Origin of the sequence: Aquipuribacter aurantiacus, assembly GCF_051216895.1 — a bacterium.
In the GTDB taxonomy this organism is placed as follows: Bacteria; Actinomycetota; Actinomycetes; order Actinomycetales; family JBBAYJ01; genus Aquipuribacter.
This window is the reverse complement of sequence record NZ_JBPKAO010000015.1, coordinates 1-26,942: the sequence shown is the minus strand read 5'-3', so window position 1 is coordinate 26,942 and position 26,942 is coordinate 1. Positions and strand designations below refer to the sequence as shown.

19 protein-coding genes and 1 tRNA gene are annotated in these 26,942 nt (G+C 74.2%); 17 read left to right on the top strand and 3 right to left on the bottom strand.

What is annotated here, in order from left to right; all coding sequences use genetic code 11:
• Positions 1–13 precede the first annotated feature (13 nt).
• Complete coding sequence (locus ACR80Q_RS16625) at positions 14–3,418, top strand: pyruvate carboxylase (protein WP_435378766.1); 3,405 nt, start codon at positions 14–16, stop codon at positions 3,416–3,418.
• Positions 3,419–3,473: 55 nt separating this feature from the next.
• On the opposite strand, the gene ACR80Q_RS16620 is transcribed toward ACR80Q_RS16625, so the two are convergent.
• The gene (locus ACR80Q_RS16620) at positions 3,474–5,429 is read right to left on the bottom strand and encodes a VWA domain-containing protein (protein WP_435378765.1); all 1,956 of its coding nucleotides are present in this window, start codon (positions 5,427–5,429) and stop codon (positions 3,474–3,476) included.
• 105 nt (positions 5,430–5,534) lie between these two features.
• On the opposite strand from ACR80Q_RS16620, the gene hisF reads away from it, so the two are divergent.
• Positions 5,535–6,320 carry an imidazole glycerol phosphate synthase subunit HisF gene (hisF, locus tag ACR80Q_RS16615; protein ID WP_435378764.1) on the top strand — a complete coding sequence of 262 codons (786 nt, stop codon included), beginning with the start codon at positions 5,535–5,537 and terminating at the stop codon, positions 6,318–6,320.
• 79 nt (positions 6,321–6,399) lie between these two features.
• On the opposite strand, the gene ACR80Q_RS16610 is transcribed toward hisF, so the two are convergent.
• On the bottom strand, positions 6,400–7,044 hold the full coding sequence (locus ACR80Q_RS16610) for a TIGR03085 family metal-binding protein (protein ID WP_435378763.1): 645 nt from the start codon (positions 7,042–7,044) through the stop codon (positions 6,400–6,402).
• Between the two features lie 65 nt (positions 7,045–7,109).
• On the opposite strand from ACR80Q_RS16610, the gene ACR80Q_RS16605 reads away from it, so the two are divergent.
• From ACR80Q_RS16605 to pyk, 13 genes are all read left to right on the top strand, one after another.
• Positions 7,110–8,927 carry an ABC transporter ATP-binding protein gene (locus ACR80Q_RS16605; protein WP_435378762.1) on the top strand — a complete coding sequence of 606 codons (1,818 nt, stop codon included), beginning with the start codon at positions 7,110–7,112 and terminating at the stop codon, positions 8,925–8,927.
• Positions 8,924–10,738, top strand: a complete 1,815-nt coding sequence (locus tag ACR80Q_RS16600) for an ABC transporter ATP-binding protein (protein WP_435378761.1) — start codon at positions 8,924–8,926, stop codon at positions 10,736–10,738. The genes ACR80Q_RS16605 and ACR80Q_RS16600 overlap by 4 nt, the downstream gene beginning before the upstream one ends.
• Positions 10,735–11,154: a phosphoribosyl-AMP cyclohydrolase gene (hisI, locus tag ACR80Q_RS16595; protein ID WP_435378760.1), complete on the top strand. Its 420-nt coding sequence runs from the start codon at positions 10,735–10,737 to the stop codon at positions 11,152–11,154. The genes ACR80Q_RS16600 and hisI overlap by 4 nt, the downstream gene beginning before the upstream one ends.
• 59 nt (positions 11,155–11,213) lie before the next feature.
• The gene (locus ACR80Q_RS16590; RefSeq protein WP_435378839.1) at positions 11,214–12,770 is read left to right on the top strand and encodes an anthranilate synthase component I; all 1,557 of its coding nucleotides are present in this window, start codon (positions 11,214–11,216) and stop codon (positions 12,768–12,770) included.
• A gap of 83 nt (positions 12,771–12,853) precedes the next feature.
• Positions 12,854–13,588, top strand: coding sequence for a hypothetical protein (locus ACR80Q_RS16585; RefSeq protein WP_435378759.1), 735 nt, complete (start codon positions 12,854–12,856; stop codon positions 13,586–13,588).
• 68 nt (positions 13,589–13,656) lie between these two features.
• Positions 13,657–13,953: an HGxxPAAW family protein gene (locus tag ACR80Q_RS16580; RefSeq protein ID WP_435378758.1), complete on the top strand. Its 297-nt coding sequence runs from the start codon at positions 13,657–13,659 to the stop codon at positions 13,951–13,953.
• Between the two features lie 95 nt (positions 13,954–14,048).
• Positions 14,049–14,357: a CD225/dispanin family protein gene (locus ACR80Q_RS16575; protein ID WP_435378757.1), complete on the top strand. Its 309-nt coding sequence runs from the start codon at positions 14,049–14,051 to the stop codon at positions 14,355–14,357.
• Between the two features lie 31 nt (positions 14,358–14,388).
• Complete coding sequence (locus tag ACR80Q_RS16570) at positions 14,389–14,949, top strand: DUF2752 domain-containing protein (RefSeq protein WP_435378756.1); 561 nt, start codon at positions 14,389–14,391, stop codon at positions 14,947–14,949.
• A 131-nt stretch (positions 14,950–15,080) separates the two neighbouring features.
• Positions 15,081–15,893, top strand: a complete 813-nt coding sequence (gene trpC, locus ACR80Q_RS16565) for an indole-3-glycerol phosphate synthase TrpC (RefSeq protein WP_435378755.1) — start codon at positions 15,081–15,083, stop codon at positions 15,891–15,893.
• 56 nt (positions 15,894–15,949) lie between these two features.
• The gene (gene trpB / locus ACR80Q_RS16560; RefSeq protein ID WP_435378838.1) at positions 15,950–17,158 is read left to right on the top strand and encodes a tryptophan synthase subunit beta; all 1,209 of its coding nucleotides are present in this window, start codon (positions 15,950–15,952) and stop codon (positions 17,156–17,158) included.
• Positions 17,155–17,961, top strand: coding sequence for a tryptophan synthase subunit alpha (gene trpA / locus ACR80Q_RS16555; RefSeq protein WP_435378754.1), 807 nt, complete (start codon positions 17,155–17,157; stop codon positions 17,959–17,961). The genes trpB and trpA overlap by 4 nt, the downstream gene beginning before the upstream one ends.
• 200 nt (positions 17,962–18,161) lie before the next feature.
• A complete protein-coding gene (gene gltB, locus ACR80Q_RS16550; RefSeq protein WP_435378753.1) occupies positions 18,162–22,721 on the top strand; it encodes a glutamate synthase large subunit in 4,560 nt (1,519 codons plus the stop codon).
• Positions 22,722–22,820: 99 nt separating this feature from the next.
• Positions 22,821–24,263 (top strand): pyruvate kinase, encoded by a 1,443-nt coding sequence (gene pyk, locus ACR80Q_RS16545; RefSeq protein WP_435378752.1) that lies wholly within the window; start codon positions 22,821–22,823, stop codon positions 24,261–24,263.
• 76 nt (positions 24,264–24,339) lie between these two features.
• Here pyk and ACR80Q_RS16540 read toward each other — a convergent pair.
• Positions 24,340–24,423, bottom strand: a tRNA-Leu gene (locus ACR80Q_RS16540).
• 107 nt (positions 24,424–24,530) lie between these two features.
• Here ACR80Q_RS16540 and ACR80Q_RS16535 point away from each other — a divergent pair.
• Together ACR80Q_RS16535 and ACR80Q_RS16530 are read left to right on the top strand one after the other, a co-directional pair.
• The gene (locus ACR80Q_RS16535) at positions 24,531–25,169 is read left to right on the top strand and encodes an ANTAR domain-containing response regulator (protein ID WP_435378836.1); all 639 of its coding nucleotides are present in this window, start codon (positions 24,531–24,533) and stop codon (positions 25,167–25,169) included.
• 183 nt (positions 25,170–25,352) lie between these two features.
• A complete protein-coding gene (locus ACR80Q_RS16530) occupies positions 25,353–26,672 on the top strand; it encodes an ABC transporter substrate-binding protein (protein ID WP_435378751.1) in 1,320 nt (439 codons plus the stop codon).
• Positions 26,673–26,942 lie beyond the last annotated feature (270 nt).

Sequence of the window (26,942 nt, the reverse complement as noted above, 5' to 3'; positions counted from 1 at the left end):
TCCGGGGGTCACGTTGTTCCAGAAGGTCCTGGTCGCCAACCGCGGCGAGATCGCCGTCCGCGCCTTCCGTGCCGCCACCGAGCTCGGGGCCCGCACGGTCGCGGTGTTCCCGTGGGAGGACCGCAACGGCGTGCACCGGATCAAGGCCGACGAGGCGTACCTCATCGGGGAGCGCGGCTCACCGGTGCGGGCCTACCTCGACGTGGCCGAGATCATCCGGGTCGCCCAGGAGTGCGGCGCCGACGCCGTCTACCCCGGCTACGGGTTCCTCTCGGAGAACCCCGAGCTGGCCACCGCCTGCGCGGCGGCCGGGATCACCTTCGTCGGTCCGTCGGCCGAGGTCCTCGAGATGGCCGGCAACAAGGTGACCGCGATCGCGGCCGCGAAGCAGGCGGGGCTGCCGGTGCTGGAGTCCACCGCCCCCTCCGACGACGCCGAGCAGCTGGTCGCGGCCGCGGCGCAGGTCGGCTTCCCCGTCTTCGTCAAGGCCGTGGCCGGCGGCGGCGGGCGGGGCATGCGCCGCGTCGACGACGCCGAGGCGCTGCCCGAGGCGCTCGCCGCGGCCATGCGGGAGGCGCAGGGCGCGTTCGGCGACTCCCGCGTCTTCGTGGAGCGGGCGGTGCTGAGCCCGCGCCACATCGAGGTCCAGGTCCTCGCCGACGACGACGGCGAGGTGGTGCACCTGTTCGAGCGGGACTGCTCGATCCAGCGGCGGCACCAGAAGGTCATCGAGATCGCCCCGGCCCCTGACCTGGACCCCACGACCCGGGAGGCCCTGCACCGCGACGCCGTCGCGTTCGCCCGGGCCATCGGCTACCGCAACGCCGGGACGGTCGAGTTCCTGGTCGCCACCGAGGGCGAGCGGGCCGGTGAGCACGTCTTCATCGAGATGAACCCCCGCATCCAGGTCGAGCACACCATCACCGAGGAGGTCACCGACGTCGACCTGGTGACCTCGCAGCTGCTCATCGCCTCGGGCTCCCGCCTGGCCGACCTGGGCCTGACCCAGGACCGGTTGCGGGTCAACGGCGCGGCGATCCAGTGCCGGATCACCACCGAGGACCCGGCCAACGGGTTCCGGCCCGACGTCGGCCGCATCACCACGTACCGCAACCCCGGCGGCGCGGGCATCCGCCTCGACGGCGGCACGGCCTACGCCGGCGCCGAGATCAGCCCGCACTTCGACTCCATGCTCACCAAGCTGATCTGCCGCGGGCGGGACTTCGGCACCGCCGTCGCCCGCGCCCGTCGGGCGCTGGCGGAGTTCCGGATCCGCGGGGTGGCGACCAACATCCCGTTCCTGCAGGCCATGCTGGCCGACCCCGACTTCCAGGCGGGCCGGTTCACGACGTCGTTCATCGACCAGCGGCCGCACCTGGTGACCGCGAGCCCCGGCGCCGACCGCGGCACCCGGCTGCTGACCTACCTGGCCGACGTGACCGTCAACCGCCCGCACGGCGAGTCGCCCGTCGAGCTGCCCGCGACCCTCAAGCTGCCGCCGACCGACCTGTCGGTGCCGGCGCCCGACGGCTCGCGCCAGCGGCTGCTGGAGCTGGGACCGGAGGGGTTCGCGGCCCACCTGCGTGCCTGCCCCGTCCCGTTGCTGACCGACACCACGTTCCGCGACGCCCACCAGTCGCTGCTGGCCACCCGGGTCCGGACCACCGACCTGCTCGCGGTCGCCCCGCACGTGGCGCGCACCATGCCCCAGCTGCTGAGCGTCGAGTGCTGGGGCGGGGCGACCTACGACGTGGCGCTGCGGTTCCTGGGCGAGGACCCGTGGGACCGGTTGGCCTCGATGCGGGCGGCCCTGCCGAACGTGGCGCTGCAGATGCTGCTGCGCGGGCGCAACACCGTCGGCTACACGCCCTACCCGGCGCGGGTGACGGAGGCCTTCGTCGAGGAGGCCACCCGCACCGGCATCGACGTCTTCCGGATCTTCGACGCCCTCAACGACGTGACCCAGATGCGGCCGGCGATCGACGCCGTCCGGGCCACCGGCACCGCGGTGGCCGAGGTCGCGCTCTGCTACACCGGCGACCTGCTCGACCCCGCCGAGGAGCTGTACACCCTCGACTACTACCTGCGCCTGGCCGAGCAGATCGTCGACGCCGGGGCGCACGTGCTCGCGGTCAAGGACATGGCGGGCCTGCTGCGGCCCACCGCCGCGCCTCGGCTGGTCACGGCCCTGCGGGAGCGGTTCGACCTGCCCGTGCACCTGCACACCCACGACACCGCCGGCGGGCAGCTCGCGACCCTGCTGGCTGCGGTGGAGGCCGGGGCCGACGCCGTGGACGTGGCCACGGCCACCATGGCCGGCACCACCAGCCAGCCGCCGCTGTCGGCCTTCGTCGCCGCCACCGCGCACACCGACCTGGACACCGGGATCTCGCTGCGCGCGGCGCAGGACCTGGAGCCCTACTGGGAGGTCGTCCGCACCACCTACCGGCCGTTCGAGTCGGGCCTGTCGAGCCCGACCGGTCGGGTCTACGACCACGAGATCCCCGGCGGGCAGCTGTCCAACCTGCGCCAGCAGGCCCTGGCCCTGGGACTGGGGGAGCGCTTCGAGCAGGTCGAGCGGATGTACGCGGCCGCGGACCGGATCCTGGGCCGTCTGGTCAAGGTGACGCCGTCGTCCAAGGTCGTCGGGGACCTGGCCCTGCACCTGGTGGCGGTCGGGGCCGACCCGGCGGCCTTCGCCGAGGACCCGTCACGGTTCGACATCCCGGACTCGGTGATCGGGTTCCTGTCCGGGGAGCTCGGCGACCCGCCCGGGGGATGGCCCGAGCCGTTCCGCAGCAAGGCGCTGGCCGGCCGGACCGCGCCGGTGCGCGACGCCGAGGTGAGCCCCGACGACGAGGCGGCGCTGGCGGCCGACGCCGACCCCGCGCTGCGGCGCGACACCCTCAACCGGCTGCTGTTCCCGGGGCCCACCGCGCAGCTGGCGGAGGTGCGGGAGACCTACGGCGACGTGTCGGTGCTGGACACCCTGGACTACCTGTACGGCCTGCGGGCCGGGACCGAGCACACCATCTCGCTCGGTCGGGGCGTGCAGCTCATCGCCGGGCTGGAGGCCGTCGGCGACGCCGACGCCAAGGGGATGCGGACCGTGCTGGCCACCCTCAACGGCCAGCTGCGACCGCTGCAGGTGCGGGACCGGGCCGTCGAGGTCGACTCCAAGCCGACCGAGCGCGCCGAACCGGGTGACGACCGTCAGGTGGCGGCCCCGTTCTCCGGCGTCGTGACGCTGCGCGTCGCGGTCGGTGACGAGGTCGAGGCCGGCCAGACCGTGGCGAGCATCGAGGCGATGAAGATGGAGGCGGCCATCACCGCGGTGCGGGGTGGCACCGTCGCCCGGCTCGCCGTCGGCGAGGTCCAGCAGACCGAGGGCGGCGACCTGATCCTCGTCCTGGAGTGACCGTCGACCTGTCGCGGCGGTCCGGGCCGTCCGGGTCTCCCGGGCTGTCCGGGCCTCAGCGGCGGGCGAGGGCGTCCAGCAGGACCGCCTCGAAGTCCTCCGGGCGCTCGGCCAGGTAGGCCGCGCCGCCCGTGGCCTCGGCGATCGCGGTCAGCTCGTCGGCGTCGACGTCGTCGCTGATGCCGATCGCGACGACCCGTACCGGGCGCTGCGGGTCGGCCTCGGCCTGCAGGGTGGCCAGCAGCTCCTCGCGGCTGATGCCGGACGGGTCCTCCTCCCGGCCGTCGGTGATGAGCACGACGGAGTTCGACGCCTCCGGGTCGTGCTGCTCGCGGACGGCCCGCACCGCGGCCAGCGTCGTGTCGTACAGGCCCGTCCCGCCGGGGGTGAGCCGGTCCGGCAGCGTGGCGATGCCCTCGACCAGCTGCGCCCGCTGGTCGCCCGCCGCGGGGTCCAGCGGCGCCAGGGGGAGCACCTGGTCGTGGTCCGTGCCGTCGCCCATGCCGATCGCGAAGAACCACAGCCCGACGGCCGCGGAGTCCGGGAGCAGGGCCAGCGTGCGGGTGGACGCGTCCTGCGCGATCTGCGCGCGGGTGGCCCCGCTGCCGGTCACGCCCCGCATGGACGCGCTGGCGTCGACGACGGCCAGCAGCCGGCTGGGCCGGCTGAGCTCCGCCAGCTGGGCGAGCAGGACGTCCACGTCCGCGGCCGTCGGCACCGGGACGACCGGGCGGCCGGGCGTCGGCGACGCCTCGCCCGACGACGCGGGCGGCGCGGGCGGCGCGGGCGGCGCGGGCGGCGCGGGCGGCGCGGGCGGCGCGGGCGACGCTGCCGACGTCTCGCCCGACGAGGACGCCGAGGGTGCGCCCGACACGACGTCCGCCGCCGGCAGCGGCTCGCGGAAGCCGTCCACGAGCGCCGCCGCGCGACCCTCGCCCTCGAGCAGCCTGAGGACACCCTCGACGGCGGCGGCGTCCACGCCGGCCTCGGACTGCGCGGTGTCCACCCGGATGAGCGGGTAGTCCAGGCTGGTCGTGCCGTCACGGGGCTGCACCCCCACGACCGCGGGGGTGCCGTCACCGCGGTTGGCCACGAAGACCTGCTGCTCGGTGGTGGGCGCCAGCGGGGCCTCCGTGCCGCCGGCCACGGCGACGGCCATCGCCGCGGCCGGGTCCGCCACCCGGCCGCGGTCGACCGCCAGGGCGGCGTTGGTCAGCGCAGCGCGGGCCTCGTCGGGGTCCGTGACCGAGGTCCGTAGGGCCACCAGCGACTGCAGGCCCACCGCGCTGTCGGGCAGCGGCGGCAGGGCCACGTCCCGCCCCGCACCGAGGGCCGCCTGCCACGTGGGCCCGGCCTCGGCCCAGCCCTCGCTGGTCACCGCCTCCGGGCTCGTGGCCAGCACCAACGGGGTGGACACCAACGACCCGAGCTGCGCGAGCGCCACGAACCCGTCGGTACCGGTGGCCGGGGCCTCGGGGGCGGGGCTCCCCAGGGCCTCGTCCGCGCTGTCCGCGCTGTCCGCGCCGTCCCCGCTGTCCGCGCTCCCGGGGTCGGCCGGGACCGCGCGCCCCAGCCACAGCGAGGAGTCCGGCACCCAGACCTGCGGCACGTCGGAGGGGTCCGCCGCGGCCGCCAGCAGGTCGGCGGCCGCCGCGGAGTCCCGGGAGACCACGGTGACGTCGGCGCAGACCCCGGTGCTGAGCAGCTGACGGCCCGACTCGGCCACCACCCGCTCCAGCGTGGGAGCCAGGGTCGGGTCCACCACGACTTCCACCGTCGGGCCGCCCGTGCAGGGCGCCTCGACGGCCTCGTCGTCCTGCTCGCCCAGCAACCCGACGCCGACGGCGACCGCGGCGACGAGCAGCAGCCCCACGACCAGCACCGACAGCACCGTCACCCGGCGGTGCCGCCTGGCCGTCCGCCGTCCCCAGCCCCCGTCGGAGCCGCGCGCCACCCTCGGCGGGGCAGCGTCGGGTCGGGCCGCGCGCGGGGCGTCCTGCGCGTCCGGCATCGGGTCGTCCTCCTGCTGTGGCGGTCGGTGGAGCCCGTCGGCCGTGGCGCGCGGCCGGGTGACCCGGCGGCCCGGGGTCGAGGTCCGACCTGCCAGGATACCGGCGTGAGCCTGGCCGTCCGTGTCATCCCCTGCCTGGACGTCGACGCCGGGCGCGTCGTCAAGGGCGTCAACTTCCAGGGCCTGCGCGATGCCGGCGACCCGGTGGAGCTGGCCCGCAGCTACGACGCCCAGGGAGCCGACGAGATCACCTTCCTGGACGTCAGCGCCAGCTCCGCCGGGCGAGCCACCACGCTGGAGGTCGTCCGGGCCACGGCCGAGCAGGTGTTCGTGCCGCTCACGGTCGGCGGCGGCGTCCGCACCCCCGACGACGTCCAGCGGCTGCTGGCCGCCGGCGCGGACAAGGTGGGCGTGAACAGCGCCGCCGTGGCCCGGCCCGAGCTGATCGCCGACATCGCCGACCGGTTCGGCAGCCAGGTGCTCGTCCTCAGCGTGGACGCCCGCCGCTGCGCCCCGGGCACGCGCACCGACAGCGGCTGGGAGGTCACCACCCACGGCGGTCGGACCGGGACCGGGATCGACGCGGTCGCGTGGGCCGCCCGCGGCGCCGCCCTGGGGGCGGGCGAGATCCTGCTCAACTCGATGGACGCCGACGGGACCGAGGCCGGCTTCGACCTGACGATGCTGCGCGCGGTGCGCGGGGTCGTCGGGGTGCCCCTCATCGCCTCCGGCGGCGCGGGCGCGCTCGAGCACTTCGCCCCCGCGGTCGACGCCGGGGCCGACGCCGTCCTCGCCGCCTCGGTGTTCCACTTCGGCACCATGACCGTGGGTGACGTCAAGGCGGCGCTGGCCGCGGCGGGCCACCCCGTCCGGGGCGCCGTCCGGGGCTGACCGCGGGGTCCGTCACCCGGCCGGCTCCGCCCCGGCCGCGCCCGGCCGGCTCCGCCCCGGCCGCACGCGCCGTGCGGGCTCAGACGCCCTGGGGCGCGTCCCGGAACCGGGTGACGGACAACGAGGGGCCGTCGACCTCGACCTGGGCCGCGTCGCTGCGACCGAACAGCAGCAGGAGGAGCTCGACGGGCTCGCCCGTCAGCACGACGGGGTGAGGACCGCGCCACAGCACCCGCCGCCGGCCGTCGGCGTGCACGGCGACCACGGGCACGCGGGTGCGCGCCAGGGTCATCAGCGCCACACCGGGCAGGGCCCGCCAGACGGCCTCCTGCAGGTCGGCCACGTCGGTGCGCGGTCCGAGGCCCTGCGCGCGACGGACGTCCTCGTGGTGGACGACGAACTCGGCCAGGTTGGCCACCGCCTCGACGCCGGGGAGGCGGAACGGGGACCAGAGCGGCGGGCCCGACCGGAACCGCTCGACCATGGTCCCCAGCCCCGCGGCGGACTCACCGGCCGACACCCGGTCCAGGTGCCCGGCCAGCGGCGGTAGGAACATCCCGGCGGTCGCGTCGGGGCGGCGGTCGCGGACCACGAGGTGGGCGGCCAGGTCGGTGACGTCCCAGCCGTCGCACAGCGTGGGCGCGGCGGCCCCCGCGGTGAGCAGGGCGTCGGCCAGGGCGTGACGTTCGCGGGTGACCAGCGAGGTGTCGGGAAGCAGGGACATGCCCTCATCCTGCGCCCGCTCGCGGCCGGTCCGCGACCGGTGGTGACGCATGGCAGTCTGGGCCGGTGCCCGATTCCCCCACATTCCGCGAGGGGCTCGGCGTCATCGCCCGCGGCATCCGCGACGAACCACGCACCTTTACCCTGGCCGTCCTCGGCAGCGCCCTGTTCGGCGCGTCCCTGGCCGGCAGCGGCTGGGTCCTGGGCCAGGTCACCGACGCCGTGCTCGTCCCCGCCTTCCGCGACGGGACCGTGGCCGCGGCCGACGCGTGGGCCGCGGCCGGTGCGATGGCGCTGGTCGGGACCCTCACCGCGGTGGGCGTCATCATCCGTCGCGGCTACGCCACCGTCACCCAGTACCGGCTGCAGGCGCGCTACCGCCGCGCCGTGAGCCGGCAGTACCTGCGCCTGCCCCTGGCCTGGCACCGGCGCCACCCCACCGGGCAGCTGCTGAGCAACGCCAACGCCGACGTGGAGGCCGCGTTCGCCATCTTCGCCCCGCTGCCGTTCAGCTTCGGGGTCGCGGTCATGCTGGTCGTGGCCGGGGTCACCATGTTCGACGCGGACCCGGTGCTCGCCGCGGTCGCGTTCACCGTCCTGCCGATGCTGGTGCTGGCGAACGGGTTCTACCAGCGCGTCATGTCCCCGCGGGTGGCGCGCGCCCAGCAGCTGCGCGCCGACGTGTCGGACGTGGCCCACGAGTCCTTCGAGGGCGCCCTCGTCGTCAAGACGCTGGGCCGCGAGACCGAGGAGACGACGCGCTTCTCCGACCGCTCCCACGAGCTGCGCCGGGCCAACGTGTCCGTCGGTCGGGCCCGTGGCGCCTTCGAGCCCGTCATCGAGGCGCTGCCCACCCTCGGCACCCTGGTGGTGCTCGCGGTGGGCACGGTCCGGGTCGCCGAGGGCGCGATCGAGGCCGGGGTGGTGGTGCAGATCGCCTACCAGCTGACCCTGCTGGCGTTCCCGGTGCGGGCGATCGGCTGGGTCCTGGCCGAGCTGCCGCGCTCGACCGTCGGCTGGCGCCGGGTGGCGGCCGTGCTGGGAGCCGAGGGCCGGATGACCTTCGGGACGACGACCCTGCCGGCGGCCCCGGACGGGCGCGCCGTCAGCGCCCACGGGGTCGACCACGACGTCGTCGACCCCGACGGCAGCACCCAGCGGCTGCTGCACGGCGTCGACCTGGACGTGCCGCGCGGGTCCACCGTGGCCGTCGTGGGCTCCACGGGGTCGGGCAAGTCCACCCTGACCACGCTGCTGGTGCGGCTGGTGGACCCGGTGGCGGGCCAGGTCCTGCTGGACGGCACCGACGTCCGTGACGTCGTCGCCGGCGGGTTGGCCGCGACCGTCGCCTACGTGCCGCAGTCGACCTTCGTGTTCGACGACACCATCCGCGGCAACATCACCCTGGGCCTGGAGGACGGGCCGCTCGGCGTCGGGGACGACGAGGTGTGGGCCGCGCTGCGCGCCGCCCGCGCGGAGGCGTTCGTCCGGGCCCTGCCCGACGGTCTCGACACGCGGGTGGGCGAGCGCGGGGCCAGCCTGTCCGGGGGGCAGCGCCAGCGCCTGGCGATCGCCCGGGCCCTGGTGCGACGCCCGAGCGTGCTGGTGCTCGACGACGCCACCAGCGCCGTCGACCCGACCGTGGAGCAGCAGATCCTGGCCGGGCTGCGCGGCACCGACGGGGTGACCGTGGTCGTGGTCGCCTACCGGCGCTCGACCATCTCGCTCGCGGACACCGTGGTGCACGTCGTGCACGGCCGGGTCCACGACACGGGCTCGCACACCGAGCTGATGGGCCGCGACGAGGCCTACCGCAACCTCGTGGAGGCGTACGCCCGCGACGCCGCCGAACGCGAGCAGCTCGCGGCGGGAGGGCACTCATGAGCGACAGCGCCCCGTCCCAGGGGCGGATCGCGGTCGCGTCCTCCGGCGGGGCGGTGGCCACGGTGCGCCGCGGGCTCCAGCTGTCCCCGGAGATCCTGGTCGGCATCTGGCTCACCCTGGCGCTGGCCGCCGTGTCGACGCTGGGCCGCATCATCGTCCCGGTCGGGGTGCAGCAGACCATCGACACCGGCATCGTCGCCGAGGGCGGACCGGACGTCGGACGGATCGTCCTGCTCGTCGTCCTGGCCGCGGTGATGGTGCTGGTGACCGGGCTCTGCTCCTACGCCGTCAACGTGCGGCTGTTCAAGGCCACCGAGGCCGGCCTGGCCACGCTGCGGATCAAGGCGTTCCGGCGCATCCACGACCTGTCGACGCTGACCCAGAACACGGAGCGCCGCGGCGCCCTGGTGTCCCGCGTCACCAGCGACGTCGACACCATCTCGACGTTCGTCCAGTTCGGCGGGCTGATCCTTTTCATCTCGCTGGGCCAGATCGTGGTGGCCAGCGTGCTGATGTTCGTCTACTCGTGGTGGCTGGCGCTGCTGGTGTGGGGCGCGTTCCTGCCGCTGTTCCTCAGCCTGCGCCCGCTGCAGAAGGTGCTGTCGGTCTACTTCGGCCGGGTCCGCGAGAACGTCGGGCTCATGCTCGGCGGGATCAGCGAGTCCGTCGTCGGGGCCGACACCATCCGCGCCTACGGCGCCGAGGCCCGGACCCAGCGCCGCATCGACGCGGGCGTCGAGGAGCACCGGTCCTCGGCCACCCGGGCCGGGGTGTTCGCGTCCACCATCTTCGCCACCGGCACGCTCGTGTCCGGCCTCGCCGTGGCGGCCGTCGTCGGCGTGGGCGTCTGGTTCGGGGCCCCGGGCTCCCTGACCATCGGCGAGCTGCTGGCGTTCATGTTCCTGGTCCAGCTGTTCACCCAGCCGGTCCAGATCGCCACCGAGATGCTCAACGAGCTGCAGAACGCCATCGCGGGCTGGCGGCGGGTGATCGCCGTCCTGGAGACCGAGGCCGACATCGCCGACCCGGTGGACCTCGACCGGGCGACCCCCATCCCGCACGGGCCGGTGACGGCCCGCTTCGAGGACGTGTCCTACGCCTACCCGGACGGCCCGCTCGTGCTGCGCGGGATCGACCTGGACATCCCGGCCCAGACCCGGGTGGCCGTCGTCGGCGAGACCGGCTCCGGGAAGACGACCCTGGCCAAGCTCCTCACCCGGCTGCAGGACCCGGCGGGCGGGCGGATCCTGCTCAACGGTGTCGACCTGCGCGACGTGCCGTTCTCGTCGCTGCGGCGCCGCGTGGTGCTGGTGCCGCAGGAGGGCTTCCTGTTCGACGTGTCGCTGCGGGACAACATCCGCCTGGCCCGCCCCGAGGCCCACGACTCCGACGTCGACCTGGTCGTCACCGAGCTCGGGCTGCAGCCCTGGGTCCAGGGGCTGCCCCACGGCCTGGACACCCGGGTCGGGCAGCGCGGGGAGTCGCTGTCGGCGGGGGAGCGGCAGCTGGTGGCGGTCGCCCGCGCCTACCTGGCCGACCCCGACCTGCTCGTCCTGGACGAGGCGACGTCGGCGGTCGACCCCGCGACGGAGGTCCGCCTCAACCGGGCCCTCGACGGCCTGACACGCGGCCGCACCAGCGTGGCCATCGCCCACCGGCTGTCCACCGCGGAGTCCGCCGACCTCGTCGTGGTCGTCGACGCCGGCCGGGTGGTCGAGGTCGGCTCCCACGCCGAGCTGGTCGACGCGGGCGGGGCGTACTCGGTGCTGCACAGCAGCTGGGTGGCGCAGCGCAGCAGCGTGGAAGCATGAGCGTCGTGGACCCGACGCATGACACCAGCGACCCCGACACCGGGGTCGACACCGGCCTGGACAGCGGGATGCTCGACGCCCTCCGGTTCGGTCCCGACGGGCTGATCACCGCCGTCGTGCAGCAGCACGACACCCGGGAGGTGCTGATGGTGGCCTGGATGGACGCCGAGGCGCTCACCGAGACGCTCACCACGCGCCGCGGCACGTACTTCAGCCGCTCGCGGCAGCAGCGCTGGCGCAAGGGCGACACGTCCGGGCACGTGCAGCACGTGGTGCGGGTGTCGTCCGACTGCGACGGCGACACCCTGCTGGTGGAGGTCGACCAGGTCGGACCGGCCTGCCACACCGGCACCCGGACGTGCTTCGACGGCCGGGTCGTCCTGGACGGCGCGGCCCCGACGGGAGCCCCGACGTGACCGGTCCCGCCCCGACCGGCCCCGCCCCGACCGGCCCCGCAGCGCCGAGTCGTGACCCGCTGAGCCCCGGTCCGCTCGAGGTGCCGCTGGGCGAGACCTGGCCGTCGCTGCCGCAGTTCCGGGAGGCCGCGAAGGACCGGCGGGTCATCCCCGTCCTGCGGCGGTTCCTGGGCGACGGCGAGACCCCGGTGGGGCTGTACCGGCGTCTGGCCGGCGACCGCACCGGCAGCTTCCTGCTGGAGTCCGCCGAGCACGACGGCTCGTGGGCCCGGTGGTCGATCGTGGGCGCCCGCTCCGCGGCGGTGCTCAGCAGCACCGGTCGAGGCCCCGACGACGGCTGCTGGATCGGCGAGCCCCCGGCCGGGGTCCCGACCAGCGGCGACCCGCTGCAGATGCTGCGCGAGACGCTGCAGGTGCTGGGCACGCCGCGGGTGCCGGGGCTGCCCCCGCTGACCAGCGGGCTGGTCGGCATGCTCGGCTGGGACGTGGTGCACCGCTGGGAGCGGTTGCCGTGGGCGGCCGAGGACGACCTGCACCTGCCCGAGCTCGCCCTGTGCCTGGCCACGGACCTCGCCGTGCTCGACCACCGCGACGCCACGGTGTGGCTGGTGGCCAACGCGGTCAACCACGACGGCAGCGACGAACGGGTGGACGAGGCGTGGGCCGACGCCGTCGCGCGGCTCGACGCGATGACGGCGGACCTGGCTCGGCCGGCGGCGTCCTCGGCCCTGGTCGGCGGGGTCGTCGACGACGGCGGCCCCGCCTCCACCCGGACCCGCGAGCAGTTCCACGAGATGGTCGAGGTCGGCAAGCGGGCGATCCGGGACGGCGAGGTGTTCCAGGTCGTCCTGTCCCAGCGGTTCACCGTCGACACCGACGTGGACGCGCTGACGCTGTACCGCGCCCTGCGCCTGACCAACCCCAGCCCCTACATGTACCTGGTGCGGCTCGAGGGCCCCGACGGGCGACGCTTCGACGTGGTCGGCTCCTCGCCCGAGGCCCTGGTCACCGTGGAGGACGGGACGGTCATCGCGCACCCGATCGCGGGCACCCGGCCCCGGTCGGGGGACCCGACGGTGGACGCGCAGCGCTCCGAGGACCTGCTGGCCGACCCCAAGGAGCGGGCCGAGCACCTGATGCTGGTGGACCTGGCCCGCAACGACCTGGGGCGGGTGTGCGAGCCCGGCAGCGTGGACGTGGTCGAGTTCATGCAGATCGAGCGGTTCAGCCACGTCCTGCACATCGTGTCGACGGTGACGGGGCGGCTGCGGGCCGACGCGGACCCGGTCGACGTCCTCACCGCCACGTTCCCGGCGGGCACGCTGTCGGGCGCGCCCAAGGTGCGCGCGATCGAGCTGATCGACTCCCTCGAGCCGACCCGGCGCGGCGTCTACGGCGGCGTCGTGGGCTACTTCGACCTGGCGGGCGACCTCGACCTGGCCATCGCGATCCGGACGGGGCTGCTGGTCGAGGGCCGGCTCCACGTGCAGGCCGGCGGCGGGATCGTGGCCGACTCCACGCCCGACGGGGAGTACGAGGAGTCCCGGACCAAGGCCGCGGCCGTGCTGGCGGCGCAGCAGCGGGCCGCCGGGCTGCGCCCGCTGCGCACGCCGTGACCGGGGACGGGGCTGGCACGCCGGAGCGTCGGGTGGCGGGCACGGTGGCCGCGGGCTCGGGGCCAGGACCCCGTCGTGGGTCCGTGGTGCCGGCCGCGGTGGGCGCCGCGGCGGCGCTGCTGGCGCTGTCGACGCTGGGCCTGACCTGGGTCAGCCGGACGGTCGAGGGGCCGCTCGGGGACGCCGGTGCGGCCCAGGTCGAGCAGCTCTCCGGACGGGACGTCGCCCCGCTGGTCGCGGCCCTCGTCCCGGGCGTGACCGCGGTCGTCGTCGTCGCCCTGCTGCTGCGCGGCTGGTGGCGGGTAGGCGCGCTGGCCGTCGCGGCCGTCGGAGCGGGGGCGGCGACGCTGTCCGCCGGGGCCTTCGCCCTGGGCGGGCAGCCCGACGCCTCGACCACCACGGCGGTCCCGCTGGTCGCGACGCTCGCCTGCCTGCTGGTGACCGGGTGTGCGGTCACGGCGGCGGTGGGTGCCGGGCGCGCGACCCACGGCACGGCGTTCCGGCCCGCGGACCCGGCGCCCGTGAGCCGAGCACCCGCGAGCCAGGGGCCCGCGAGCCAGGCGCCCGCGAGCCAGGCGCCCGCGAGCCAGGCGCCCGCGAGCCAGGCGCCCGCGAGCCAGGCGCCCGCGAGCCAGGCGCCCGCGAGCCAGGCGCCCGCGAGCCAGGCGCCCGCGAGCCAGGCACCCGAGGACCAGGTGCCCACGGACCAGGCGTCTCCTCCGCCCGCGGGCCCACCGCCCGTCCTCGGTCCCGAGCCGACGCCCGCGGACCTGTGGCGCGAGCTCGACGAGGGGCGCGACCCCACCGGCACGGCCTGACCACCCGCCCGGCTGGCACAATCGACCCAGACGTCACCCCACGCCCCACCACGACCCGAGGAGGGCACATGCCCGAGGACACCACCAGGACGTCCGGCTCCAGCGCGCAGCCGCACGCGGAGGCGCCGGAGGTGCACCCGGTCGGTCACGGCACCTCCGTCGCCGCCTGGACGTCCACGATCGGCGTGTCGATCGGTGCGTTCATCGTCTGCCTCGCCCTGATCTTCATGTGGGTGCCGGTCATCGTCGTCGGGGCCGTCATCATCGTCCTGGCGGGCCTGTCCGCGCCCGTGCTGGCCCGGGCGGGCTACGGCGAGAAGTCGCACGACCGCGAGGCCACCGGCGGGCCCCGGTCCGTCAGCTGACGACACGCGGTCGGTCGGCGTCCGCACAGCGGACAGCACGGGCCCTGCGTCGATAGGTTGCGGCGCAACGTCCGCATCCCGATCGAGGAGATCGCATGTCCACTCCGTACCAGTCCGCCCCCACGGGCCCGCCCGCGAGCGAGCCGCCGCCCTCCAACCTGGTCTGGGCGATCCTGACCACGGTGTTCTGCTGCATCCCGTTCGGCATCGTCAGCATCGTGTTCGCGGCCCAGGTCAACGGCAAGTGGGCCATGGGCGACGTGGCCGGGGCCCAGGAGTCCTCCCGCAAGGCCCGTCGCTGGGCGGTCTTCGCGGCCATCGCCGGGGTGATCACCATCGTGCTGTACGTGCTGGCGATCGTGCTCGGCGTCCTCGCCCTGCCCGACACCACGACGGCACCCTGACCACCGGCTGACCGGCGAGAAGGTCCGACCGATGCCCAGCCCGACCCAGCCTGCCGGGTACCACCCGGCGGTCGGCGAGCCACCTCCGTCCGACCTGGTCCGGGGGATGGTGACGATCGTCGCGCGCACTGGCGGGTCGGCCGGTACGTCGACCGGGCCGCCCCCGACCACCAGGGCGGCCCGGCTCGACCGGGTCCTCGGTCGGACGCTCGTCGGGCCCGCCCTGGCCGCGTCGGTCGCGCTGGCCGGGCTGGCGCTGCTGAACCAGGTCGACCCCAACGAGGCCGGCCACTACCCGAGCTGCCCGTTCCTGGCGCTGAGCGGGCTGTTCTGCCCGGGCTGCGGCAGCATGCGGATGCTGCACCACCTGACCGACGGCGACGTCGTCGAGGCGTTCTGGATGAACCCGCTCGGCTTCGTCCTGCTGCCGGCGCTGCTGGCCTACTGGGGTCAGTGGACCTACCGGGTGGCCACGGGGAGCCCGCGCGGGACGCCTCTCGCGGCCGGGGTGGTGTGGGCCTTCCTGGCCGTCGTCGTCGCCTACTGGGTGCTGCGCAACCTGCCCGCCCTGGCCTTCCTCGCCCCCCTCTGAACCCGGGACGGACCGAGGTCGCAGCAACGTCCGACGTGGCCTCGGGGTTCCCGCCGCGGGGACCCTTGGTCAGGACCAGCGCCTCGGCCCGCGTACCATCGCTGACACCGCACAGGGTGAGGGAGGCGGATGTGAGCGTGCTCCACAGCATTCTCGACGGCGTCAGAGAAGACGTCGCCATTCGTGAGGCCGACGTGCCTCTGGAGGTCATCAAGGAACGTGCCCTGCGCGTCCCTTCGGCGCGCAACGCGCTCGGTGCGCTGACCGCGCACCAGGGCGTCAAGGTCATCGCCGAGGTCAAGCGGGCGAGCCCCAGCAAGGGCGACATCGCCCCGATCTCCGACCCCGCGGCGCTGGCCGGCGAGTACGAGGCGGGCGGGGCGAGCGTCATCAGCGTCCTCACCGAGGGCCGACGCTTCGGGGGGTCGATCGACGACCTCAAGCTCGTCTCGGCCGCCGTCGACGTGCCCGTCATCCGCAAGGACTTCGTCGTCACGCCGTACCAGGTGTGGGAGGCGCGGGCCGCGGGCGCCGACATGGTGCTGCTGATGGTCATGGCGCTGACCCAGCCCGCCCTGGTGTCGTTGGTCGAACGCATCACGTCCCTCGGCATGTGCCCCCTGGTCGAGGTCCACGACGGCGAGGAGATCGCCCGGGCCGTCGACGCCGGGGCCAAGGTCATCGGCGTCAACGCCCGGGACCTGCGCACCCTCGAGGTCGACCGCGCCAACTTCGCCCGCCTGTCCCCGCTCATCCCCGACGGCATCGTGCGCATCGCCGAGTCCGGCGTCCGTGGTCCCCACGACGTCATGGACTACGCCCGCGCCGGGGCCGACGCCGTCCTCGTGGGGGAGACCCTCGTGCGCCAGCCCGACCCGCGCCGTGCCGTCGCCGACCTGGTGGCCGCCGGCTCCCACCCCAGCCTGCGGGTGGCCCGCCCGTGACCACCACGCACGACAGCGCCCTCACCGGCGACCTCGACGGCGGGGTCGCGGGTGAGCTGGCCGAGGCCACGAGCCCCGCCCGCCTGCAGGACGTCGTCGGTCCCTACTTCGGCGAGTTCGGCGGTCGCTTCGTCCCCGAGGCGCTCGTCGCCGCGCTGGAGGAGCTCGACGCCGCGTGGCAGTCCGCCCGCGTCGACCCGGCGTTCACCGCCGAGCTCGACGAGCTGCAGCGCAGCTACACCGGTCGTCCCAGCCCCATCACCGACGCCAAGCGGTTCGCCGAGCACGCGGGCGGCGCGACGGTGCTGCTCAAGCGCGAGGACCTCAACCACACCGGCAGCCACAAGATCAACAACGTCCTGGGCCAGGCCCTGCTCACGAAGCGGATGGGCAAGACCCGGGTCATCGCCGAGACCGGCGCCGGCCAGCACGGCGTCGCCACCGCGACCGCCGCCGCCCTGATGGGCCTGGAGTGCGTGGTCTACATGGGCGAGAAGGACACCGAGCGCCAGGCGCTCAACGTCGCCCGCATGCACCTGCTCGGCGCCACCGTCGTCCCGGTCACCTCCGGCTCCCGCACCCTCAAGGACGCCATCAACGAGGCCATGCGCGACTGGGTGACCAACGTCGCCGACACCCACTACCTGCTGGGCACCGTGGCCGGCCCGCACCCGTTCCCCACCCTGGTGCGCGACCTGCACCGGGTGATCGGGGTCGAGGCCCGCGAGCAGGTCCTGGCCGAGCACGGCCGGCTGCCCGACGTCGTGGCCGCCTGCGTCGGCGGGGGCAGCAACGCGATCGGCATCTTCCACGCGTTCCTCGACGACCCCCAGGTCGAGCTGCTCGGCCTGGAGGCCGGCGGCGACGGCATCGACACCGGCCGCCACGCCAGCTCCATCTCCGGCGGTGCACCCGGCGTGCTGCACGGCACCCGCAGCTTCCTGCTGCAGGACTCCGACGGCCAGACCACCGAGAGCCACTCCATCTCCGCCGGGCTGGACTACCCGGGCGTCGGCCCGGAGCACGCCTGGCTGCACGCCACCGGCCGGGCCCGCTACGAGCCCGTCACCGACACCGAGGCGATGGACGCGTTCAAGCTGATGTGCCGGACCGAGGGCATCATCCCCGCGATCGAGACGGCCCACGGCCTGGCCGGCGCCCTGCGGGAGGGCAAGCGCCTCGGGCCCGGCGGCCTGGTGCTGGTCAACTTCTCCGGGCGCGGGGACAAGGACGTCGCCACCGCCGCCGAGTGGTTCGCGCTGTGAGGGCCGCCGCGGCGGTCGACGCCGCGGTGGCCGAGGGCCGGGCGGCCCTGGTCGGCTACCTGCCCGTCGGCTACCCCGACCTGGACACCTCCATCGAGGCCATGGTCGCCATCGCCCGCGGCGGCTGCGACGTGCTCGAGATCGGCGTCCCCTACTCCGACCCCGTGATGGACGGGCCGGTGATCGCCGCGGCCGCCGACCAGGCGCTCCGGCAGGGGACCCGGCTGGCGGACACGTTCACCGCGGTGCGGGCGGTCCACGAGGCCAGCCCCGGCACCGCCGTGCTCGTGATGACCTACTGGAACCCCGTCGCGCGCACCGGGGTCGACACCTTCGCCGCCCGGCTGGTCGAGGCGGGCGGCACCGGCGTCATCACGCCGGACCTGACGCCGGACGAGGCGGGGGAGTGGATCGCGGCCAGCGACGCCCACGACCTCGAACGCGTGTTCCTGGTCGCGCCGTCCAGCTCGACCGAACGGATCCAGATGACGGCCCGCGCCAGCACCGGGTTCACCTACGCGGCCTCCACGATGGGCGTGACGGGCGAGCGCACCACGGTCGGTGGTGGGGCGGCGGACCTGGTCCGCCGGACCCGCGACGCCGGTGCGAGCCGGGTGTGCGTCGGGCTCGGGGTGTCGACGCCCGAGCAGGCCGGCGAGGTCGCGGCCTTCGCCGACGGCGTCATCGTCGGCTCGGCCCTGGTCCGTGCGCTCAGCGGCGCCGACGGCGGCCCCGGCGGGCCGGCCGGTGCGGGTGAGCTCGCCCGGCGGCTGGCCGAGGGCGTCCGGACCCCGCGCCGCTGAGCCGCGCCGACACACCTCCCCCGCCCGGCGGCTGGTCCGTCCGGCCCCCGGGCACGGCGTCGGGGCACCACCCGCCCGTGCGTACCCTGGAACCTCCGCCCCCTGACGGCACCACCCCGGCCCGGGCCCCCTGGCAGCACCCTGCCAGCCCCTGGCCGCAGCAGCCTCGCAGCCCCTTCAGCCCAGACCGGACGGTGAGCATGACCACGTCGGCCTTCCAGCGGTTCGCGCCGCGGCCCCACGAGGGGTTGTACGACCCCAGCGCCGAGCACGACGCGTGCGGGGTGGCGTTCGTCGCCACGCTGCGCGGCACGGCCGGGCACGACATCGTCGAGCACGCCCTGACGGCGCTGCGCAACCTCGACCACCGCGGCGCCGTCGGCGCCGAGCCGGACAGCGGTGACGGCGCCGGCATCCTCACGCAGGTGCCGGACCGGTTCCTGCGCGAGGTCGCGGCCGAGCAGGGGATCCGGCTGCCCGCGGCCGGGTCCTACGTGGTGGGCACGGCGTTCCTGCCGACCGAGGCCGACGACCAGGCCCTCGCGGTGGCCGCCGTCGCCACGGTGGCCGAGCAGGAGGGCCTGTCCGTGCTGGGCTGGCGCGACGTCCCGGTGGCGGCCGAGCTCGTCGGCCCCACCGCCCGGTCGTTCATGCCCACGTTCCGCCAGGTGTTCCTGGTGCCGACCGCCGGTGGTCCCGCCGAGGGCCTCACCGGGGTCGCGCTGGACCGGTTCGCGTTCTGCGCCCGCAAGCGGCTGGAGAACGACCACGGCGTCTACTTCCCCTCGCTGTCGTGCCGGACCATGGTCTACAAGGGCATGCTCACCACCGGTCAGCTGGAGCCGTTCTTCCCCGACCTGTCCGACCGTCGCTTCGCCACCGAGCTGGCGCTGGTGCACAGCCGGTTCTCGACCAACACGTTCCCGTCCTGGCCGCTGGCCCACCCGTTCCGGCTGATCGCCCACAACGGTGAGATCAACACCGTCCGCGGCAACCGCAACTGGATGCGGGCACGGGAGTCGACCCTGGCCAGCGACGTCATCCCCGGTGACCTCGAGCGGCTGTTCCCGATCAACTCCGTCGGCGCCTCGGACTCCGCGAGCTTCGACGAGGTGCTGGAGCTGCTGCACCTGGGCGGGCGCACCCTGCCCCACGCGGTGCTCATGATGATCCCGGAGGCGTGGGAGAACCACGCCGAGATGGACGCCTCACGCAAGGCGTTCTACGACTACCACTCCGACATCATGGAGCCGTGGGACGGCCCGGCCTCGGTGACGTTCACCGACGGCACGGTCATCGGCGCGGTGCTGGACCGCAACGGCCTGCGCCCCGCGCGCTACTGGACCACGACCGACGGCCTGGTCGTCATGGCCAGCGAGTCCGGCGTCCTGGACATCGAGCCCGACCGGGTCGTCCGCAAGGGCCGCCTGCAGCCGGGCCGGATGCTGCTGGTCGACACCGGTCAGGGCCGCATCATCGACGACGCCGAGGTGAAGGCCGAGCTCGCCGCCGAGCAGCCGTACGCGGCCTGGCTGGCCGAGAACCGGATCGACCTCGAGGAGCTGCCCGACCGGGTCCACGTCGTGCACCCCGCGGCGTCGGTCACCCGCCGGCAGCAGACCTTCGGCTACACCGAGGAGGAGCTGCGGCTGCTGCTCGCCCCGATGGCCACCAACGCCGCCGAGCCGATCGGGTCGATGGGCACCGACACCCCGCCCGCGGTGCTGTCGACCCGTCCCCGGCTGCTCTTCGACTACTTCACCCAGCTGTTCGCCCAGGTGACCAACCCGCCGCTGGACGCGATCCGCGAGGAGCTGGTGACGAGCCTGCGCGGCTCCATGGGCCCCGAGCTCAACATCCTCGCCGCCACGCCGGAGCACTCCCGCATGGTCGTCCTGCCGTTCCCGGTGATCGACAACGACGACCTGGCCAAGATCGTGCACATCGAGACCGACAACGGACGCGCCGCGGCGGTCGTGGTCCGCGGCCTCTACCGCGTCGCGGACGGCGGCCCGGGGCTGGAGTCCCGGCTGGAGGAGATCTGCGAGGAGGTCGACCGGGCCATCGCCGACGGCGCGCAGTTCGTCGTGCTGTCCGACCGGGACTCCACCGCGGAGCTGGCCCCCATCCCGTCGCTGCTGCTCACCGCGGCCGTGCACCACCACCTCATCCGCCGCCGGACCCGCACCATGGTGGGCCTGCTGGTGGAGACCGGTGACGTCCGCGAGGTGCACCACTGCGCCCTGCTGGTGGGGTACGGCGCCGCGGCGATCAACCCGTACCTGGCCATGGAGTCCGTCGAGGACCTCGTCCGCCGCGGCGCCCTGGGCGACACCGACCCCGGGGTCGCGGTGCGCAACCTCATCAAGGCGCTCGGCAAGGGCGTGCTCAAGGTCATGTCCAAGATGGGCATCAGCACCGTCGCCAGCTACCGCGGCGCGCAGGTGTTCGAGGCCCTGGGCCTCGGCCAGGAGCTCGTCGACCGCTACTTCACCGGCACGACCAGCCAGCTGGGCGGCATCAGCATCGACGTCGTCGCCGAGGAGGTGTCCCGGCGTCACGCCGTGGCCTACCCGCCGGAGGGACGCAACGGCTCGCGCCTGCTCGCCCAGGGCGGGGAGTACCAGTGGCGCCGCGACGGCGAGATCCACCTGTTCGACCCCGAGACCGTCTTCCGGCTGCAGCACGCCACCCGGGCCCAGCGCTACGACGTGTACCGGGACTACACGCGGTCCGTCGACGAGCGGTCGGAGCGGCTCGGCACGCTGCGCGGGCTGTTCGAGCTCAAGGAGGCCGGCAGCGGACCGGTGCCGCTGGAGGAGGTCGAGAGCGTCGAGGCGATCATGACCCGGTTCGCCACGGGCGCGATGAGCTTCGGCTCCATCAGCCCCGAGGCGCACGAGACGGTCGCCATCGGCATGAACCGGGTGGGCGGACGGTCCAACACCGGCGAGGGCGGCGAGGCGGTGGAGCGGCTCCTCGACCCCGAGCGGCGCAGCTCCGTCAAGCAGGTCGCCTCCGGCCGGTTCGGCGTGACGAGCATGTACCTGACCCACGCCACGGACATCCAGATCAAGATGGCGCAGGGGGCCAAGCCCGGTGAGGGCGGCCAGCTGCCCGGCCACAAGGTCTACCCGCTCATCGCGGAGATCCGGCACTCCACCCCGGGCGTCGGCCTGATCTCCCCGCCGCCGCACCACGACATCTACTCCATCGAGGACCTCGCCCAGCTGATCCACGACCTCAAGAACGCCAACCCGCAGGCGCGCATCCACGTCAAGCTCGTCAGCGAGATCGGCGTCGGGACGGTCGCGGCCGGAGTGTCCAAGGCCCACGCCGACGTCGTGCTGGTGTCCGGGCACGACGGTGGCACGGGTGCCTCCCCGCTGACCAGCCTCAAGCACGCTGGGGCGCCGTGGGAGCTGGGCCTGGCCGAGACGCAGCAGACGCTCATGCTCAACGGGCTGCGCGACCGCATCACGGTGCAGGTCGACGGCGCGATGAAGACCGGCCGCGACGTGGTCGTGGCGGCGCTGCTCGGGGCCGAGGAGTACGGGTTCTCGACCGCCCCGCTCATCGTGTCCGGCTGCGTCATGATGCGCGTCTGCCACCTCAACACCTGCCCGGTGGGCGTGGCCACGATGAACCCGGAGCTGCGGGCCAAGTTCACCGGCAAGCCCGAGTTCGTCGAGACGTTCTTCCGGTTCGTGGCCACCGAGGTGCGCGAGCACCTGGCCTCGCTGGGGCTGCGCTCGATCGAGGAGGCCGTGGGGCGCGTCGACCTGCTCGACACCCGCAAGGCCGTCGACCACTGGAAGGCCGACGGGCTCGACCTGTCGCCCGTGCTGCACGCACCGACCGGCATCGCCCCCGAGGCCGCCCGGCACCGCACGGTGGCCCAGGACCACGGCCTGGAGAAGGCGCTCGACCAGACCCTGATCCAGATGTCCGGCGACGCCCTCGAGCGGGGTGAGCCCGTCCGCATCAGCGTCCCGGTCCGCAACATCAACCGGACCGTCGGCACCATGCTCGGGCACGAGGTCACGCTGCGCCACGGCGAGCAGGGCCTCCCGCCGGACACCATCGACGTCACCCTGACCGGCTCGGCCGGTCAGTCGCTGGGGGCGTTCCTGCCCCGCGGGGTGACGCTGCGGCTGTGGGGCGACGCGAACGACTACGTCGGCAAGGGCCTGTCCGGGGGACGGATCGTGGTGCGCCCGCACCGCGGCACCCGGTTCAACACCCAGCGGAACATCATCGGCGGCAACGTCATCGCCTACGGCGCGACCAGCGGCGAGATCCTCATCCAGGGCGAGGTGGGGGAGCGGTGCTGCGTGCGCAACTCCGGCGCGACGGTGGTCGTGGAGGGCGTGGGCGACCACGGCTGCGAGTACATGACCGGCGGCACCGTCGTCGTCCTCGGGCGCACCGGGCGCAACTTCGCGGCCGGCATGTCCGGTGGGGTGGCCTACGTGCTCGACCTGCGCGAGGGCCGGGTCAACCGCGAGCTCGTCGACATCGAGCCCGTGGACGACGCCGACGTCGACCTGCTCCTGCCGCTGCTGCGCCACCACGTCGAGGAGACCGGCTCGCTGGTCGCCGAGGACCTCGTCGTGGAGCCGGACGTGCTCCGGGCCCGCATGCGCAAGGTCGTCCCCCGGGAGTACCGACGGGTGACGGGGATCCTGGCCCAGGCCGCGTCCGAGGGCCTCGAGCCCGGCGGCGACGAGGTGTGGAAGCGGATCGTCGCCCCGGCCTGACGCCCCGACGATGAACACCGGGTGAACGCGACGGTCCCCGGGTCCGGCCCTCGGACCCGGGGACCGCAGCATGTGACGGGGAGCACTAATCTCGACCCCATGCGCCGAGCCAAGATCGTCTGCACCCTGGGTCCCGCCGTCGCCGGACCCGAGAACATCCGCCGGCTCGTGGAGGCGGGCATGGACGTCGCCCGGATGAACTTCAGCCACGGCGACCACTCCGACCACGAGGCCAACCTCGCCGACGTCCGCGCGGCCGCCGAGGCCACCGGGCGCAACGTCGCGGTCCTGCTGGACCTGCAGGGCCCCAAGATCCGGATCGGTCGGTTCACCGAGGGCTCCGTCGTCCTGGAGAACGGTGCGTCGTTCGTCATCACGACCGAGGCCGTCCCCGGCGACGTCCACCAGGTCTCCACCACCTACCAGGGCCTGCCCGGCGACGTGTCGCCCGGCGACGACATCCTCATCGACGACGGCCGCATCGCCCTGCGGGCCGTGTCGGTCGACGGCCCCCGCGTGACGACCGAGGTCGTCGTGGGCGGCACGGTCTCCAACAACAAGGGCGTCAACCTGCCCGGCGTCGCGGTCAGCGTCCCCGCCCTGACGGACAAGGACATCGAGGACCTGCGCTTCGGGCTGTCGCTGGGGGTGGACATCGTCGCCCTGTCGTTCGTCCGCCGAGGCGCAGACGCCGAGGGCGTCCGCGCGATCATGGACGAGATGGGGGTGCGTCGCCCGCTCATCGCCAAGGTCGAGAAGCCCCAGGCCGTCGAGCACCTGCGCGAGGTCGTCGACGCCTTCGACGGGATCATGGTCGCCCGCGGCGACCTGGGCGTGGAGCTCCCGCTCTACGAGGTCCCGCTGGTGCAGAAGCGCGCCGTCGAGCTGGCCCGCCGTCAGGCCAAGCCCGTCATCGTCGCCACCCAGATGCTCGAGTCGATGATCACCAACCCGCGGCCCACGCGTGCCGAGGCCAGCGACGTCGCCAACGCGATCCTCGACGGGGCCGACGCCGTGATGCTGTCCGGGGAGACCAGCGTCGGCGCCTACCCGTTCGAGACCGTCCGGACGATGGCCGACATCATCAAGAACACCGAGGAGCACGGTCTGGAGCGGATCGCGCCGCTCGGCACCAAGCCGCGGACCAAGGGCGGCGCCATCACCCGGGCGGCGGCCGAGGTCGGTGCGGTGCTGGGCGTGAAGTACCTGTGCTGCTTCAGCCAGTCCGGCGACTCGGCCAAGCGGATGAGCCGGCTGCGCAGCAACATCCCGCTGCTGGTCTTCACGCCGTCGCCCGAGGCGCGCCGTCAGCTCGCCCTCTCGTGGGGGATCGAGGCGCTGCTGGTGTCGCCCGTCCAGCACACGGACGACATGGTCCGGCAGGTGGACACGTCGCTGCTGGAGAGCGGGCTCGGGGCGACCGGTGACGAGGTCGTCATCGTGGCCGGCTCGCCTCCCGGGACGCCGGGCTCGACCAACGCCATGCGGGTCCACCGGGTCGGTGACGCCGTCTCGTCGGTGAGCCGGGCCTACGCCGGCTGAGGCGCGCAGACCGCCACCACGCACGCAGCAGGGCCCCGACCGGTCGTCCCGGTCGGGGCCCTGCTGCGCTGTGCGGTGCCGGCGGCGGGACTCGAACCCGCACGCCCGGTTGGGGCAGCGCATTTTGAGTGCGCCGTGTCTGCCGTTCCACCACGCCGGCCGGGTGGTGCTGCGCTCGCGCGCAACCATCGTTCCACCGGCCGCTAGGCTACCGCCGTGGCTGACAGCGACGACGCGCCAGGCGTGAACGACCCCTTCCTCCCTCCGCTGGAGGTCGTCGGGGACCCCGCGCCCGCAGCGGCGACCCCCTCGAGCCGCCGCCGGGTGGTGGTGGCCGAGGACGAGGCCCTGATCCGTCTCGACCTGGTCGAGATGCTCACGGAGGCCGGCTACGACGTCGTCGGCGAGGCCGGTGACGGCGAGAGCGCCATGCGCCTGGCCGAGGAGCAGCGTCCCGACGTGGTCGTGCTGGACATCAAGATGCCCAAGCTGGACGGCATCACGGCCGCCGAGCGCATCGCGGCCGCACGCATCGCCCCGGTGGTCCTGCTGACGGCGTTCAGCCAGACGGAGCTGGTCGAGCGGGCCCGCGACGCAGGGGCGATGGCCTACGTCGTCAAGCCGTTCACGGCGGCCGACCTGCTGCCGGCCCTCGAGATCGCGGTGAGCCGCCACAGCGAGCTGCTGCAGCTCGAGGACGAGGTGGCCGACCTCGCCGACCGGCTCGAGACCCGCAAGCTCGTCGAGCGGGCCAAGGCGGCGCTGCAGTCGACGTACGGGATGAGCGAGCCCGAGGCGTTCCGCTGGATCCAGAAGACGTCGATGGACCGACGGCTGTCGATGCGTGAGGTCGCCTCCGGCGTCCTGGCCGCTGCGGCCAATGCGGGCAAGTCGGGCGGTCGCTGAGCGTCACCTGCGGGACACGACGCGACGACCCTCGGTGGGCGTGCGTCGTCGCAGGTCACGAACCTGCAACGCCTGGGTAACCGGTGAGTGCGGACTGCTGACGCCGACCGATCGTTCGGCTACGTTGCGTCCAGAGCCGCATCGTCCGGTGCCGGCCGTCCTTTGTCCGAAGGAGCACACCACATGATCCGACGCAGTCGTGGATGGCAGTCAGTCGCCGTCCTCGGTATCGCCGGTCTCGCCCTCGCCGCTTGCGGCGACGGCGACAGCGACCCCGCGACCACCGACGAAGCAGCCCCTGCCGACACCGCAGCGGAGGAGGCGCCCGCAGACGACGCCTCCGAGCCCGCTGCGGGCGGTGGCGAGGGTGACGGCACCCTGACCATCGGCACCCTGCTGCCCGAGACCGGCAGCCTCGCGTTCCTCGGCCCGCCCGAGTTCGCAGGCGTCGAGCTCGCCGTGCAGGAGATGAACGAGGCCGGTGGCGTGCTCGGCAACGACGTCGCCAAGATCGACGGCGACTCCGGCGACACCACCACCGACATCGCGACCCAGACCGTGACCCGCCTCCTCGGCGAGGGCGTCGACGCCATCATCGGCGCCGCCTCCTCCGGCGTGTCGTTCACGGTCATCGACCAGATCACCGGTGCCGGCGTCGTGCAGTTCTCGCCGGCCAACACCAGCCCGGACTTCACGGACTACGACGACAACGGGCTGTACTTCCGCACCGCGCCGTCCGACGTCCTGCAGGGCCGCGTGCTCGGCGACCTGCTCGTGCAGGACGGCTGCCTCGACGTCGGGGCCATCGTCCTCGACGACCCGTACGGCACCGGCCTGGCCGAGAACTTCACCATGTCCCTCGAGGCCGGCGGTGGCGGTCTCGTCGCCGACCCGATCCTCTACCCGGAGGGCACCAGCAACTTCTCCGCCCAGGTGACCCAGGTCGCCGACGCGGGTGCTGAGTGCGTGGTCCTGATCGGCTTCGCCGAGACGGTCCAGATCATCAACGAGATGGTCGCCCAGGGCGTCAACCCGACCGAGGTGCCCACCTACTTCGTGGACGGCAACCTGGCCGGCTACAGCGAGGACCTGCCCCCGGGCACCCTCGAGGGCAACAAGGGCACGCTCCCCGGCGCCGAGGCGTCCGAGGAGTTCCAGGCCCGTCTGGTCGAGGCCTACGGCGAGCTCACCGAGTTCTCCTACGCGGCCGAGTCCTACGACGCCGCCATCGTGATCGGCCTCGCGGCCATCGCGGCGGGCGACGACAGCGGTGCGGCCATCGGTGCGGCCATCCCCGACGTGACGCGTGACGGCGAGAAGTGCACCACCTTCGCCGACTGCGTCGCGCTGCTCGAGGCGGGCGAGGACATCGACTACGACGGTGTCTCCGGCCCCATCGAGATGTCCGACCAGGGTGACCCGCAGGAGGCCACCATCGGCATCTTCGAGTACGACGCCGAGAACAACATCAGCCGTGTCGACAGCCTCTCGGGCACCATCTGAGTCGCGACACAGCCTGAGGTAGGGCCTGGCGCCTGACCTCACCACGACGAGGCCCTTCACCCCCTTCGCGGGGTGGGGGGCCTCGTCGTGCGTGGGCCGGGTGTCGGCGGCGGCCGCGCCCGCGCCGGTGCCGGTGCCGGACCGGGGCGGGCCGGGCCGGGCCGGGGCGGGCCGGGTCGGGTCGGGGCGGGCCGGGCCGGGCCAGCGGCCCCTGAATGGCATGTTGTGGGATCGAACGGGCCTCGCGGGTGCCTTGGGTTCTAGGGGTCG

Excerpts from the sequence above, each read along its gene's own strand:
- pyk (WP_435378752.1), top strand. The coding sequence starts at position 22,821 with ATGCGCCGAGCCAAGATCGTCTGCACCCTGGGTCCCGCCGTCGCCGGA.
- ACR80Q_RS16530 (WP_435378751.1), top strand. The coding sequence starts at position 25,353 with ATGATCCGACGCAGTCGTGGATGGCAGTCAGTCGCCGTCCTCGGTATC.
- ACR80Q_RS16580 (WP_435378758.1), top strand. The coding sequence starts at position 13,657 with ATGCCCGAGGACACCACCAGGACGTCCGGCTCCAGCGCGCAGCCGCAC.
- hisI (WP_435378760.1), top strand. The coding sequence starts at position 10,735 with ATGAGCGTCGTGGACCCGACGCATGACACCAGCGACCCCGACACCGGG.
- ACR80Q_RS16600 (WP_435378761.1), top strand. The coding sequence starts at position 8,924 with ATGAGCGACAGCGCCCCGTCCCAGGGGCGGATCGCGGTCGCGTCCTCC.
- ACR80Q_RS16610 (WP_435378763.1), bottom strand. The coding sequence starts at position 7,044 with ATGTCCCTGCTTCCCGACACCTCGCTGGTCACCCGCGAACGTCACGCC.
- gltB (WP_435378753.1), top strand. The coding sequence starts at position 18,162 with ATGACCACGTCGGCCTTCCAGCGGTTCGCGCCGCGGCCCCACGAGGGG.
- ACR80Q_RS16570 (WP_435378756.1), top strand. The coding sequence starts at position 14,389 with ATGCCCAGCCCGACCCAGCCTGCCGGGTACCACCCGGCGGTCGGCGAG.
- ACR80Q_RS16575 (WP_435378757.1), top strand. The coding sequence starts at position 14,049 with ATGTCCACTCCGTACCAGTCCGCCCCCACGGGCCCGCCCGCGAGCGAG.
- ACR80Q_RS16620 (WP_435378765.1), bottom strand. The coding sequence starts at position 5,429 with ATGCCGGACGCGCAGGACGCCCCGCGCGCGGCCCGACCCGACGCTGCC.